Origin of the sequence: Peribacillus sp. FSL K6-5616, from assembly GCF_038008245.1 — a bacterium.
In the GTDB taxonomy this organism is placed as follows: Bacteria; Bacillota; Bacilli; order Bacillales; family DSM-1321; genus Peribacillus; species Peribacillus frigoritolerans.
Map to the genome: position 1 here is coordinate 1,483,051 of NZ_JBBOYT010000001.1, position 13,758 is coordinate 1,496,808.

Consider the following 13,758-nt stretch of genomic DNA (forward strand, 5'->3'; position numbering starts at 1 on the left):
ATCAAAAGGAGTGGTAAAATGACGAAAACAAAAGAGGATCTATCAGAATTATCATTTCAATTAATTCTCCATAGCGGGAATGCCCGCAGTTGTGCAATGGAGGCCATCGACTTGCAAAAACAAGGTAAATCAAGCGATGCCCAGGATAAATTAAAGGAAGCGGAACATGAGTTTGTTGCTGCACATAAAATCCAAACCGCATTGATTCAACAAGAAGTGAATGGTGAGAAATTCGATATTCCAATGCTCTTAATCCATGCTCAAGATCACTTGATGACTTCCATGACAACAAAAGATTTAGCGATAGAAATCGTGGAATTACACAAGAAAACACAAAAGAACTAACAATATTCAGGAGGTTGCTGCGGCAGCCTTTTTCTTATGTTCATAACGAGTGAACTTCAACGAGAAGGCGGAGATATCCTCCTTCATGAACCTAAGTTAAATGAATATCGCAGATAAGGGTCACTCAAGATTAGGATTCTCCGAAAATTTAAATTATACTAGGTTCATGACAGTAGCAATAGATACTGTCACTGATTAACGAAGGGTAGTCATGATAGAAAAACAAACAACTAATTAGCAAGCGCAATCATTTTATAAAAGGGGAGCAAAACATGCAAAGAGTCAATCTAACTGAAGATCTTAGTCTTTCACGCATTGTACACGGTATGTGGAGATTGGCAGATTGGAGATTTTCTGCCCAGGATATCCTATCTCTTATTGAACACGGAATGGATCGGGGCGTCACTACATATGATCACGCCGATATATATGGAAGCTATACGTGTGAGGAGATTTTTGGGAACGCACTTTCATTAAAGCCTTCATTACGCGATAAAATGGAGATTGTTACGAAATGTGGCATCGTTCTTCAATCAAAAAACCGTCCTTCCCATAAAAGTCACCATTACGATACTAGTAAAACCCATATCATAAAGTCTGTTGAACAATCCCTTATGAATCTTAAAACGGATTATATTGATTTATTACTTATCCATCGTCCGGATCCCCTGATGGACCCAGCGGAAACGGCTGGGGCGTTTAATCAATTAAAGGAATCAGGAAAGGTCCGGAACTTTGGAGTATCGAACTTTAAAAAACCGCAATGGGATATGCTCCAATCATATCTAGACTATCCGCTTGTGACGAATCAGCTGGAGCTTTCGGCATACAATCTTGAAAACTTCGAAGACGGAACCTTGAACTTATGTCAGGAAAAGGGCGTTGCGCCTATGGCATGGTCACCGCTTGCAGGAGGCAGCATCTTTGAGGAATCGAACGAAAAGGCTGTCCGCTTAAGAGAAACATTAGAAACCGTAAAAGAAGAAATTGGTGCCAATGGAATCGATGAAGTGATGTATGCCTGGCTGTTAAGGCATCCCGCAAAAATCATTCCGATCGTTGGATCCGGTAAGAAAGAACGGTTGGACAGCGCCATTGATTCACTAAACCTAACCATGGAAAAAGAGCAATGGTTTAACATATTAACTAGCTCGATGGGACATGATATTCCGTAATGAATTGTACCTTTGAACAAGAAACCTTGTTTCATTATTGGGGACCTCCTTAAAGAGGTCCCCATTCCAGTATGTCTACAAACTGAAGTCTTTGCTCATTAGAGCAAAGGCTTCTTTATATTCTAAAAAAAACACCGTTATTTGATAATTCAATAATTTTAGCTTCTTCGATTAAACCTTGGTCAATACTTTACACTCATTCTCTTAAAATAAGGACTATGTATTATCTCTTTATATCTTTTGATAATTTAAAAATAGTATCAAGTTGGTTAATAAGTAATATTATGAGGCTTTTACGCATATAAAGAAAAAACACTATGTTCTCTTAATAGTCCATACAGCAAATCCTTCCTCAGCTTGTGATTTTATTACGAGATTTAAGAAAAATGATAGGTAGAAGGTGACAAATATGGAAGCAATCGTCCTAGCTGCTGGATATTCCAGCCGAGCGAATGCATTTAAAATGACTTTGCCGATGGGGCAAATGAGCGTGTTGGAGCAAACGATCTCTAAATTTGAAGGTTTATGCAGCAGGGTCATCGTCGTAGCTGGATTTCAAGCGGAAATCATCCAAGAGGAAATTGTCAAAATCATCAGTGAAAACGCCTATTCATTTCAGATCAAGTTTGTTTATAATGAAAACTTTAACCAGGGAATGTTTCATTCCATTCAAAAGGGCTGCAACGAAGTGAATGCCCCAACCTTCTTTATAACACCCGGCGATTGTCCGCTTGTAAAAAAAGAGACTGTTCAGCTACTAGCAAAACACAAAGGAAACGTGGTTATTCCCAGCTTTGACTATAAAGGCGGCCATCCCATTAAATTATCAAGCGTAGTGAAACAGAAAATTCTTGAAACCAATCCAGAAGGTAATTTGCGTGTGGTCCTGGGCGGTTACGAAAAGCAATACATGAATGTAGATGATGCGGGAGTATTAATGGATGTTGATACACCGGAGGATTACCAAAAAGCCATTGATTATGATAATGCTTTAAATTTCTCGAAGTAAAAATAAAAATAAAAACTACGAAAATCTTGAATAGAAATGAATCATAAAAGATCATTCTCATTGATAAAATCATTGGAAGAGGTTTCTATTCAGAATATGTCCAATTAAAAAAATGAGTCGAAGGGTGTTGTTGCAATGAATCTCAAAGACATAAGCACCTCAGTGCCCAAAAAGGACCATAAAGGTAAAGTATCGGGCCAGCTGCCCTATATTAGTGACGTAAAAGTGGAAAATATGGTTTATGGTGTTTTGTATCGATCGCCAATTGCTTATGGGAAAATAATATCCATTCAATTACCTAATCTTCCGGAAGGGTATGAAGCTGTTGGAGCAGAGCATATCCCCGGACCGAATTATGTCAAAATTATCAAAGAAGATCAGCCCATTTTTGCCAATGAGTGGGTCAATTATATTGGTGAGCCAATTCTCATGCTCACGGGTAAAGACCTGGATATCCTGTACAGTTTGTTAAATGAAGTGAAGGTTGAATTTGAAGAACATCAGGCTATCTATACATTGGACGAAGCGATCAAGCAAAAATCAGTATCCTCAGTTTTGGCAAGCTATGAATTTGGGGAAAGCTTAGAAAACATTTCAGCTATCGAGCAGGGAGCCCATCAAATCATCGAAGAAGAATATGATACGGGTTATCAGGAGCATGTCTATCTTGAGCCGCAAGGAATGCTCGCCGTTTATAAGGATGATGAAATTGTCGTCCAGGGATCGATGCAATGTCTTTATTATATAAAAAATGCATTGCTAAGCGCATTAGCCTGTGGTGACGATGAAGTCAGGGTCGTTCAAAGTCCTACCGGCGGAGGTTTTGGCGGCAAAGAAGATTATCCTTCTATGATGGCTTGTCACGTAGCCGTTGCCGCAAGAGCAGTAAAAAAATCGGTAATGCTCGTGTTCGACCGTTCTGAGGATATGCTGGTAACGACGAAAAGGCATCCGGCCAAACTCAAATATCGGACGGCCCTTGATAAGGAAGGAAATATTTTGAGCATGTGTGTTGACATCTTTCTCGATGGAGGGGCAAATGTTGGGTTGAGCTCTGTCGTGCTGCAGCGCGCATTATTAAACAGTGCTGGTGTTTATAAAATTCCGCATTTTCATGCAAAAGGCTATGTCTTAAAAACCAATACCGTTCCGAACGGCGCCTTTAGAGGCTTTGGTGCTCCTCAAAGCTTTGCCGGAATCGAAAGTCATATTGGACATCTTAGTAAACTGGCAAAAATCGACCCGCTTGAATATAAACGAAAATACCTCGTCAAACAAGGAGACCCCACCATCACCAATGGTAAATTCCGCGACCCGATATTAGTGGAAGATATGATTGAGGACGTACTCAACGTGTCAGAATACAACAAGAAAAAAGAAGACTTTCAGCGCTTAAATCAACAAAATCAGCGCTATAAAAAAGGCATAGGAACTTCGCTGTTCCTCCACGGCTGTGGATTTACTGGCAGTGGCGAAAGAGATCATATTAAAGCAACGGTGAAACTGGTTAAATCAAAGGACGATCAGGTATCACTAAAAATCTCAAACTCTGATATGGGACAAGGTATTTTGACGACGTTGTGTAAAATTGTCGCCAAAGAACTTAACCTCCCGTTCGAAGATATTTTGTACCCTTATCCCGACACAAAAGAGGTTCCCGACTCGGGTCCGACCGTAGCTTCCAGGACGACGATGATTGTCGGAAAATTGCTTGAACGGGCCGCAAAAAAACTTAAGAATCAGTGGCAAACAGGGGTGGAACAGGAAGTGGTTGAGCACTATGTTCACCGTGAAATGATTCCTTGGGACGAGAAAACCTTCACTGGAGATGCGTACCCGGCCTATTCATGGGGCGTTAATATCGTTGAAGTAGAAGTTGATACGTTAACAGGTAATTTAAAGTTAGAAAAAGTATACGGCAATTATGAAGTTGGGAAGGTCATCGATGAACGGATTATGAAAGGCCAAATTGACGGTGGTTTGGCTCAAGGGCTAGCATACGGTTATCTAGAAAAGATGACGTCAAAACAAGGTAGAATCCAACAAAAAAGCATATCGGATTATGGACCGCCGACTTCCTTGGATATTGTTTCAATTGAAAGCAAGGTCTTTGATAACCCCTATGCTGATGGTCCATACGGGGCGAAGGGCGCAGGTGAATTGACTTTAATCGGAGGCGCTCCAGCAGTCCAAGCTGCGATTGAGGATGCCCTGCACACTTCTTTTCAGCAAATTCCGATTACACAGGAAGTCATTATTGAAAGTCTTTGGATGAAAGAAGGTGAAGAGGGTTGATTAAATTCACACTAAATGGAAGAACGGTAGAAACTGACGCCCCTGCTACAGCAAGATTACTAGATTTATTAAGAGATGAGTTTGAGTTAATCGGAACAAAGGAAGGCTGTGGCGAAGGGGAGTGCGGAGCCTGCAGTGTATTTGTGAATAACCTCCTGCAAAACAGCTGCCTTATTCCAATTGGCTCGATTGCTGGTGCCGATATTCAAACGATCGAAGGCATCATTGAAACGGAACAATTTAAAATTTTAGATGAAAGCTATTCCATAGCCGGGGGAGTGCAATGCGGCTATTGCATACCGGGAATGATTATGGCAAGTGCAGCTTTGTTAACTGAAAATCCTCATCCTTCAGAGGCTGAAATTCGTGAGGGCATCTCCGGAAATCTGTGCCGATGTACGGGCTACAATATGATTGTTGAGGCGATTAACCTAGCAGCTAAAAAAGGTGATGGTTTATGATAGAGAAAATAACAGCGTATCGCTTCGAGCGTTTAGACGAAACTTTGAGCCAATTGAATAGAGAAGATTGTGCAATCATAGCCGGAGGCACCGATGTTATGGTTCTTCACAAAAGTAGAAGGGGAGTACCTCCAAAAATCCCTAAACCGATTGTTTTTATTAATCATCTTTCCGAATTAAAGAAGGTGTATCAACATCAAAAGGATCTCCACATCGGGGCCTGCTGTACCTATAGTGAATTACTTGAAAATCCGTTGATTCCTTTTGCTTTAAAGAATGCAATTAAAACAATTGCTGCCCCGGCAATTAGAAACCGGGGAACATTAGGCGGTAATATATGCAACGCCTCTCCAGCCGGTGACATGCTTCCTTTATTATATGTATACAATGCAAAGCTTCTGTTGCGCTCCGTAAATGGTGATCGCATGGTTGCGATTAGCGATTTCATTCAAGGGCCACGACAGGTTCAACGCTTTCACAATGAAATGGTAACGGAGATTATCCTTCCGTTCGTATTAGGAGATTCCCATGTCGTTTTCGAGAAAGTCGGCAACCGCAACGCAGATGCCATTGCCAAAGTATCGTTTGCGGGTTTCGCCCGGATAAGCAAAGATCGAATCGATGACATTCGGTTTGCCTTCGGGGCGGTCGGACCTACGATGGTTCGTTCCATTGATATTGAGAAGAAGCTGGTTGGAAAAACGATACCATTAGCCGATGAAGACATCGCTGAAATTGTGGCAGCCTTCGATAAGATCATTAGACCAATCGACGATCAACGCTCCACTGCGGCTTACAGAAAAACCGTTGCGTTACATCTTTTACGTTATTTTCTTAGCATGAAGCAATATCAACCGAATTAATGTTTAAAGATAGGGGGGAGCTTTTCATGCAGCTGATGGAAAAAGTGGCCATGCTGACGCGTCAAAACGAAACCTTTGCTTTAGCCATGATTATTGAATCAAAGGGCTCGACTCCCAGGCATGTTGGAAAAATGATTGTCTACCGGGATGGTACCATTGAAGGGACTGTCGGAGGGGGCTTGGCTGAACACTATGTGATCGAAGATAGTGTAAAGGCGATCCAAGATGGCCAATCGAAAATCGTAGAATATAAATTGAATAAACATGCAAAAGACGGAATTCAGATGAATTGTGGCGGCACGTTAAGGGTCTTTATTGAAGTCTATACAAGCAGGCCTGAACTCATTCTGGCTGGGGCCGGTCATTTAGGCCATGCGTTGGCAAAGCTCGCTGATTTCCTCGAATATCCTTATTGCATTGTCGATGATCGCGTTGGTTATTGTACAAAGGAACGCTTTCCTAATGCGACAAACCTTTTTGTGAACGAGGATATTGGAAAGGCTTTGCTCGCAGCCAACCTAAATGAAAAATCATATGTGGTAATTGTTACAAAAGATTGTGATGATATCGTATTAAAGACGGCACTGCAATTTCCGATTGCGTATGTTGGGATGGTAGCCAGTAAACGCAAGGTCATAAGCATATTTGAAAAGTTAAAAAGTGAAGGGGTCACGCAAGAACAGTTGGAGCAGGTCCATTCTCCAATCGGATTGGAAATTGACTCGGAAACATCAGAAGAAATTGCCATCAGTATTATTGGTCAAATCATCAAATTAAGCAAGGAAAAAAAGCCTGTAAAAGTGAAACAATTAAATTGATAAGTAGAAAGGTCAGATAAAGCTAAATCAAAATGTCTAATAGACAATTAGGTCAGTCCCCACTTTGTTAAAGTATTAACTCAGTGGGACTGTCCCTTTTTCTTTGATAAAAGCTAGAAGCAGGCCCTTGCTCTTCAGAGTGGGCTTTTTGTCGTTTTGATTAATTCATTAATATGGTAGGAATATTTTACTTTATATGCTACTACTATCATACTATACACAAAGGAAAACTCTTGGAGGGATTTTGTATGGGGATATAAGATGGACTTATGGGAAACGGGTTCTGCTGCAAAGATTACATCCATTGGAAAGAGTATATAGATTCCTATAGAATCAGCTATTATGCAGCCATTCCAAATAGTGATGAATGAACTTCACTTGATTTTGGACAGACTTGTTCTGTAAAGTAAGCTGTCCTTTTTAATGATTGTATCGTGCATAACATAGTTTGAAATGATTGCTGATAGGTAGTGCAAGTATCCAAAAGCAAATTTAACTTGAAGAAAAGAAGTGAAAAAAATGGCTGAGCCTTTAAAGGATTTATATAATGAAACGTTCATTCGTGAATTCGGTGAAAAAGTAAAGGGTGTCCATCCGTCCTTCTCTACTGAATCGTTTATAGGGGAAGTAATAGATGAGCATTGGGACGAGAGGAAGTTAAAAGAACGGATAAGGCACATTTCCATTACTCTTGGAAAGCATCTTCCAAGTGATTATCAAGATTCTTTGGATATTTTGTATCGGCTTGATAAGGATTGTGAAGGTTTTAGATATTTATTTTTCCCGGATTTTGTAGAGGTACATGGATTGATTAAGAAAGATTGGCCGTTATCGCTAGACGCGTTGGAGCGTTTTACAGCAAGGTCATCCTCCGAGTTTGCAATCCGTGCTTTTATCTTGCTTGATCCCGTTTTAATGATCGAGAAGATGAAGGAATGGACCAATCATGATGATGAGCATGTCCGCAGGCTGGCTAGTGAGGGATGCAGGCCCAGGTTACCTTGGGGGCAAGCTTTACCGATGTTCAAATCCGATCCGGCACCCGTCTTGGAATTACTTGAGAACCTGAAAAACGATCCATCCCTATATGTTCGCAAAAGTGTGGCCAATAACTTGAATGATATTGCCAAAGACCATCCGAAAACTGTAATAGAAACAGCCAAGCGCTGGCATGAAAGCGGAGAACCCAACACGATTTGGATTATTCGACGGGGATGCAGGACCTTAGTTCGCCAAGCAGATCCAGAAGTCCTTTCTTTATTTGGATACACGGATATATTGAATAATCCGAATATCATTACAAACGCATTTATTAGAAATGAACCAGACTCGATTTGTATTGGGGAAACGAGTGAACTTCATTTCGGTTTTCAAGTTCAAGAAAAGAACTCTGTGAAACTTCGCATCGAGTATGCCATCGATTTTGTGAAAGCAAATCAGAAAACTTCCCGTAAAATTTTCCTATTGGCAAATAGGGATTTCTCAGATGGTGAAGGAGTTGAAAGAGTGAGGATTCACAATTGGAAAGACCTGACGACACGTCGACATTATATGGGGATCCATCGAATATCACTCCTTGTGAACGGAGTGGAAGTTGCAGAAACGCAAGTCAAACTAAATGATGGATGATAAAGGTTATTGAAAAGTTAACAGGAATACCAGCAATTATGGCTGACAAAAACGAGGAGCCTGAGCGTTCCAGTTTATTATTTCATGATAGTGAAACATTGCAAATAACACATTAAAAAGCAATCAAATCCAAAAGGTTGGATAGCTCCGATTGCTGCGCAAATTATTAATTAACAATGCCAGTAAAACGATTATCACAGCACCAGTTAAAACAGGAGTAAATAAATAACTCCAGCCATACTGGCCAAGCATGACTACAAGCGGGTCTGCTCCAGCTGGCGGGTGCGTCGTTTTTGTCAGCATCATCACCGCAATTGCTAATCCGACAGCCAAGCCGATTGCCCAAGGTTCATCGCCAAAAAAATGATAGGAAGCTAAACCTACGAATGTTGAAACAAAATGACCGCCTATAATATTCCGCGGTTGTGATAATGGTGCGTTCCACAGACCGAACGCCAGCACACAGCTGGCACCAAATGGAGCCATTAACCACACTGCTGATGTTATTTTTGTTAAGAGAATTAAGGCGAATATAGTTAAAAATCCCCCAATCAACCCCGTTATTGCGTCCTTTACATTTATTTGTAAAGGGCTTCTTCCTTTTCCCTTCATCTTCGATAAATAATGAATATGAAAATAGCGTTTTTCTTTATGCCTCGCGGCTGAAATACGGTCCAAAGTGAACCCTCCTTTTTTATATAATTAGACTTTACATGAAATAAACTAACCTGTCAAAGTTATTTTTAGTGGTTAGTTTAAAAATCCATAAAAAAAGCCAACTCAGTGTGTCGACAAGAGGAGGTTCAGATCTCGAATCATTTTACTTTTTTATGAAATCCTAAATGGATGTGAAGAAATTTACGAAACTCCTGCCGAATGACTGGCTAGCCAAGACTCCACAGTCGCTCGCTTTGAGGAGGCTTGGCAGAAGTCGGCGGAAAGGGAGCGGATTTCTTAAATCAACTGGAACCATTTTATAATGAATAAACTGGCAGGCAACCAGCTTACTTCAAATTTGTTTACATTCTGACAAACTTATTTAATAAGGTAGATCTTCATTCATCATCAGATTTCCGGTGTTGAAATCGGGCTACCTTTTTCCTATTCCCGCATATTTTCATTGAACACCATTTGCGTCTTCCGCTTTCATCGATAAATAACAGGACGCAATCGTCATTCGAGCATCGCTTTAATGATGACAGCTTATTTTTTTCAATTAAAGTTAATGAGTCAAAGGCAATATAAGATTGCAGGATATCTTCCGCTTCTCCAACAGGTATGGGAACCAGTTTTTGATCACTTAATTTATATGTGAAAGGCGATTTTTCGATTTTTTTTTCTAAATAGGCGATAAACTCATCAGGAATCGGATTCCCATCTGCTATTAATTCAAATTGTTTTCTTAAAATAGTACGCATTTCTAGAATGCCTGCAAATACTCGTTGAATTCTCTCTTTAATTTTTGATGATAATTGATTATCCAAATATGAGTTATTCCCTTTTATTACAGTAAGCCAGTCCAGCACATCACGTTCTGATAGTAATAAGTCTTGCCGCTGGCCACGACTGACCAGTTCCGTATTCACTAAATCCAGAGAAAGATTACCTGATATAAGTGGAAATTTATTAGTTTCAGACATAAGTTCATCTCCCATTCCCTGCTAAATTCTAACCATTAAAATATTAATTGAGAGGTTATATCTTCATTATACCTTATTTCTGAATTTTTCAGCTACTCGTCTTAAATTACGGGATAATATGAATGCTATCAAAATCCAAATGAGCAAGAACAGAATCGTAAATGAAAGTCCATGATAATCAATTCTTTTAAAGTCAGGGAAAAAGTTCTTGACATAACCTGTACGTACAGGATAATATGAAAGCGTATACAGAACCTATACGTACAGGTTATAAAAACAATTATATTTTGCTTTCTAGGGAAAGGAAGTATTGGAATGGGTAAATACACAGAACCAGCAACGGATTTGCTCCAACATGTCGGAGGGAAAGAAAATATTGCGACGGTTACGCATTGTGCAACAAGGATGCGTTTTGCGTTGAAAGATCCCGCCAAGGCGGATGTAACGAATATCGAATCGATTAAGCTTGTGAAAGGAACATTTACACAAGCTGGTCAGTTCCAGGTCATAATCGGGAACGAAGTATCATCGTTTTATAATGAATTCGTTTCCATAGCTGGACTTCAGGAAGCGTCAAAAGAAGATGTGAAAAATGCAGCAAAACAGAATATGAGCTGGCTGCAGCGTATGATTGCACATCTTGCGGATATTTTCACCCCGCTGATTCCTGCCATAGTCGTTGGCGGACTCATTCTTGGATTCCGCAATATCATTGGCGATATTAAAATGTTCGATGACAGCACAAAGACCCTTGTGGATATTTCACAATTTTGGGGAGGGGTCCACGCTTTCCTTTGGCTGATAGGTGAAGCAATTTTTCATTTTCTTCCTGTTGGGATTACATGGTCGATCTCGAAGAAAATGGGCACGACTCAGATTCTCGGCATCGTCCTTGGTTTGACCTTGGTTTCCCCACAGCTTCTTAATGCATATGCAGTGGCAAATACAAAGGCAAGTGATATTCCTTTTTGGGATTTCGGCTTTGCCCAGGTCGATATGATCGGCTACCAGGCCCAAGTCATCCCAGCGATACTTGCAGGGTTTGTCTTGGCGTATTTAGAACGGTTCTTGAGAGATAAAGTGCATAATTCCATTTCCATGATCGTCGTTCCATTTTTCGCTTTACTTCCAACTGTAATCATTGCCCATACCATACTGGGGCCTATAGGCTGGAAAATCGGTTCTGTCATTTCTACGATTGTATATTCCGGATTGACTTCATCAGTTGGCTGGCTATTTGCTGCCGTTTTCGGCTTTGCCTATGCACCGCTTGTCATTACAGGCCTACATCACATGACAAACGCAATCGATCTTCAGCTTATGAGTGAACTTGGCGGTACGAACCTATGGCCGATGATCGCGTTATCCAATATTGCACAAGGTACAGCAGTGCTTGCGATGATTTACATTAACAGAAAGGACCAGGAGGAAAGGCAAGTTTCCATACCTGCCACGATTTCTTGTTATCTCGGTGTTACCGAGCCAGCCATGTTCGGCATTAACTTGAAATACGGCTTTCCTTTCTTAGCCGGTATGATCGGTTCACTTTTTGCAGGCATCGTTTCAGTCGGGTCTGGAGTAATGGCAAACTCAATCGGTGTTGGAGGGATCCCAGGTATCCTATCCATCCAGCCGCAGCATATGGGGATGTTTGCACTCGCGATGTTGGTTGCTTTCGTTGTGCCGTTCATTTTGACTATAGCATTCTCCAAACGTCCTAAAATGAACTTGAAAACTAGAACGAAAACAACGAAATTAAATGCTTGATAACGTGGAGGGAGAAGCATTCTCCCTCTTTTTTACGATACTTACGAAAGAAACATCGGGGATCGAAGAGGAGGAATTACAATGAAGGATTTTAAAAAAAGTACCATCTATCAAATTTATCCTAAATCATTTAAGGATTCGAACGGTGACGGCATCGGGGACATAAATGGTGTTATTGAAAAACTTGATTATCTGAATAAACTGGGAGTGGATTATATTTGGCTCACCCCTTTTTATCGTTCACCGCAAAATGATAATGGATATGATGTAGCCGATTATACATCCATTGATCCTGTTTTTGGGACGATGGATGATTTCGAAAGACTGGTGAAAGAAGCGAATTCGCGGGATATCCAAATCATGCTTGATATGGTATTCAACCATACATCAACAGAGCATGAATGGTTCCAAAAAGCATTGGCTGGAGATAAAGAATATAAGGACTATTATATTTTCAAGAAATCGAAAGATGGAGAGCCCCCTACCAATTGGATTTCGAAATTCGGGGGCCCTGCATGGGAATATGTAGCGGAACATGATGAATACTTCCTTCACTTGTTCGATCGGACACAAGCTGATCTAAACTGGGAAAATCCCAGAGTAAGGCAGGCGATTTTCAATGTAGTAAACTTCTGGATGGATAAAGGTGTCAAAGGATTCCGTTTGGATGTCATCAATCTTATTTCGAAACCTGACATCTATGAAAATGACAAAGATGGAGATGGACGATGTTTTTATACAGACGGTCCCAAGATTCACCAATTCCTCAAAGAGATGAATGAAGAAACTTTCGGGAAGGATGATGAGGTGCTGACAGTAGGGGAAATGTCATCGACGACCATTGACCATTGCATCAAATATTCATCTCCTGTTGAAAAGGAGCTGTCCATGGTATTCAGTTTCCATCATTTAAAGGTGGATTATAAGGACGGGGAAAAGTGGTCACTTGCAGATTTTGACTTCAGGCAGTTAAAGGAAATCTTAAGCAGCTGGCAACATGGGATGCAAGAAGGAAATGGGTGGAATGCCCTGTTCTGGTGCAATCATGACCAGCCGAGGATTGTATCCAGGTTCGGGAATGATCAAGAGTATCATAACGAATCTGCCAAGATGCTGGCAACAGTCATTCATATGCTTAGGGGAACCCCTTATATTTATCAAGGGGAGGAAATAGGGATGACCAACCCGAAGTTCAATGATATTGGACAATACCGGGATGTGGAATCGATTAATTATTATAATATTTTAAAAGAGGCAGGCAAGGATGAAAAGGAAATTATTGAAATCCTTCAAGCTAAATCCCGTGATAACTCGCGAACTCCCATGCAGTGGGAAAATACGGAGCATGCAGGCTTTACAAAAGGGACGCCATGGATTGCGGTGCCTGATCATGCTAAGAACATCAACGCTGAACACGCACTGATGGATCAGGATTCCATTTTTCATCATTACCAAAAACTTATATTCTTACGCAAGAAACATGATATCATTGCATATGGGGACTATCAGGAAATTCTTGGCGACCATGACGCTTTGTTCGCTTATATACGCAGTTATGAAAACGAGAAACTTTTGGTCATCAATAACTTTTATGCAAAAGAAGCGTCCTTCGAAATTCCAAAGAATATTGACCTATCCGGGTACAACTCAGAGCTCCTGCTCTCAAACTATATCGATTCGAAAGAACTTGCAGGTGATTTTATCCTCCGTCCCTATGAATCGGTTGTCTATTTGTTGAAAAAGGACGAGTAGCAGA

The 13,758-nt window shown here is 40.7% G+C and carries 12 protein-coding genes and 1 pseudogene; 10 read left to right on the forward strand and 3 right to left on the reverse strand.

Going from position 1 to position 13,758, the window contains the following annotated elements; all coding sequences use genetic code 11:
* Nucleotides 1-18: 18 nt before the first annotated feature.
* The 7 genes from MHB45_RS07125 to MHB45_RS07155 all read left to right on the forward strand — a co-directional run bounded on the left by MHB45_RS07125 (nt 19) and on the right by MHB45_RS07155 (nt 6,966).
* Nucleotides 19-345: a PTS lactose/cellobiose transporter subunit IIA gene (locus tag MHB45_RS07125; RefSeq protein WP_048685917.1), complete on the forward strand. Its 327-nt coding sequence runs from the start codon at nt 19-21 to the stop codon at nt 343-345.
* A gap of 272 nt (nt 346-617) precedes the next feature.
* Entirely contained in the window at nt 618-1,520 is a 903-nt protein-coding gene (locus MHB45_RS07130; RefSeq protein ID WP_072272802.1) for an aldo/keto reductase, read from the forward strand.
* 409 nt (nt 1,521-1,929) lie between these two features.
* Nucleotides 1,930-2,529, forward strand: coding sequence for a nucleotidyltransferase family protein (locus MHB45_RS07135; RefSeq protein WP_048685921.1), 600 nt, complete (start codon nt 1,930-1,932; stop codon nt 2,527-2,529).
* 135 nt (nt 2,530-2,664) lie between these two features.
* Complete coding sequence (locus tag MHB45_RS07140; protein ID WP_072272803.1) at nt 2,665-4,824, forward strand: xanthine dehydrogenase family protein molybdopterin-binding subunit; 2,160 nt, start codon at nt 2,665-2,667, stop codon at nt 4,822-4,824.
* Complete coding sequence (locus tag MHB45_RS07145) at nt 4,821-5,285, forward strand: (2Fe-2S)-binding protein (RefSeq protein WP_048685925.1); 465 nt, start codon at nt 4,821-4,823, stop codon at nt 5,283-5,285. The genes MHB45_RS07140 and MHB45_RS07145 overlap by 4 nt, the downstream gene beginning before the upstream one ends.
* Entirely contained in the window at nt 5,282-6,148 is an 867-nt protein-coding gene (locus MHB45_RS07150) for an FAD binding domain-containing protein (protein WP_072272804.1), read from the forward strand. The genes MHB45_RS07145 and MHB45_RS07150 overlap by 4 nt, the downstream gene beginning before the upstream one ends.
* Nucleotides 6,149-6,174: 26 nt before the next feature.
* Nucleotides 6,175-6,966 carry an XdhC family protein gene (locus MHB45_RS07155; RefSeq protein WP_048685929.1) on the forward strand — a complete coding sequence of 264 codons (792 nt, stop codon included), beginning with the start codon at nt 6,175-6,177 and terminating at the stop codon, nt 6,964-6,966.
* 340 nt (nt 6,967-7,306) lie between these two features.
* On the opposite strand, the pseudogene MHB45_RS28255 reads toward MHB45_RS07155, so the two are convergent.
* A pseudogene (locus MHB45_RS28255) lies at nt 7,307-7,386 on the reverse strand (IS6 family transposase); the annotation flags it as partial.
* 99 nt (nt 7,387-7,485) lie between these two features.
* On the opposite strand from MHB45_RS28255, the gene MHB45_RS07160 reads away from it, so the two are divergent.
* Nucleotides 7,486-8,595, forward strand: coding sequence for a DNA alkylation repair protein (locus MHB45_RS07160; RefSeq protein ID WP_072272805.1), 1,110 nt, complete (start codon nt 7,486-7,488; stop codon nt 8,593-8,595).
* Nucleotides 8,596-8,718: 123 nt separating this feature from the next.
* On the opposite strand, the gene MHB45_RS07165 is transcribed toward MHB45_RS07160, so the two are convergent.
* Both MHB45_RS07165 and MHB45_RS07170 read right to left on the reverse strand, forming a co-directional pair.
* Nucleotides 8,719-9,273: an HPP family protein gene (locus MHB45_RS07165; RefSeq protein ID WP_048685934.1), complete on the reverse strand. Its 555-nt coding sequence runs from the start codon at nt 9,271-9,273 to the stop codon at nt 8,719-8,721.
* A gap of 377 nt (nt 9,274-9,650) precedes the next feature.
* Nucleotides 9,651-10,235 (reverse strand): CGNR zinc finger domain-containing protein, encoded by a 585-nt coding sequence (locus MHB45_RS07170; RefSeq protein ID WP_048685936.1) that lies wholly within the window; start codon nt 10,233-10,235, stop codon nt 9,651-9,653.
* A 315-nt stretch (nt 10,236-10,550) separates the two neighbouring features.
* Between MHB45_RS07170 and treP the strand changes: the two genes are divergently transcribed.
* Nucleotides 10,551-12,002 carry a PTS system trehalose-specific EIIBC component gene (gene treP / locus MHB45_RS07175; RefSeq protein WP_048685938.1) on the forward strand — a complete coding sequence of 484 codons (1,452 nt, stop codon included), beginning with the start codon at nt 10,551-10,553 and terminating at the stop codon, nt 12,000-12,002.
* Nucleotides 12,003-12,083: 81 nt separating this feature from the next.
* Nucleotides 12,084-13,754, forward strand: coding sequence for an alpha,alpha-phosphotrehalase (gene treC, locus MHB45_RS07180; protein ID WP_048685939.1), 1,671 nt, complete (start codon nt 12,084-12,086; stop codon nt 13,752-13,754).
* Nucleotides 13,755-13,758: the final 4 nt, after the last annotated feature.

Coding starts and splice junctions, on each gene's coding strand:
- MHB45_RS07155 (WP_048685929.1), top strand. CDS start 6,175: ATGCAGCTGATGGAAAAAGTGGCCATGCTGACGCGTCAAAACGAAACC.
- MHB45_RS07130 (WP_072272802.1), top strand. CDS start 618: ATGCAAAGAGTCAATCTAACTGAAGATCTTAGTCTTTCACGCATTGTA.
- MHB45_RS07170 (WP_048685936.1), bottom strand. CDS start 10,235: ATGTCTGAAACTAATAAATTTCCACTTATATCAGGTAATCTTTCTCTG.
- MHB45_RS07140 (WP_072272803.1), top strand. CDS start 2,665: ATGAATCTCAAAGACATAAGCACCTCAGTGCCCAAAAAGGACCATAAA.
- MHB45_RS07135 (WP_048685921.1), top strand. CDS start 1,930: ATGGAAGCAATCGTCCTAGCTGCTGGATATTCCAGCCGAGCGAATGCA.
- MHB45_RS07160 (WP_072272805.1), top strand. CDS start 7,486: ATGGCTGAGCCTTTAAAGGATTTATATAATGAAACGTTCATTCGTGAA.
- treC (WP_048685939.1), top strand. CDS start 12,084: ATGAAGGATTTTAAAAAAAGTACCATCTATCAAATTTATCCTAAATCA.
- MHB45_RS07125 (WP_048685917.1), top strand. CDS start 19: ATGACGAAAACAAAAGAGGATCTATCAGAATTATCATTTCAATTAATT.
- MHB45_RS07150 (WP_072272804.1), top strand. CDS start 5,282: ATGATAGAGAAAATAACAGCGTATCGCTTCGAGCGTTTAGACGAAACT.
- treP (WP_048685938.1), top strand. CDS start 10,551: ATGGGTAAATACACAGAACCAGCAACGGATTTGCTCCAACATGTCGGA.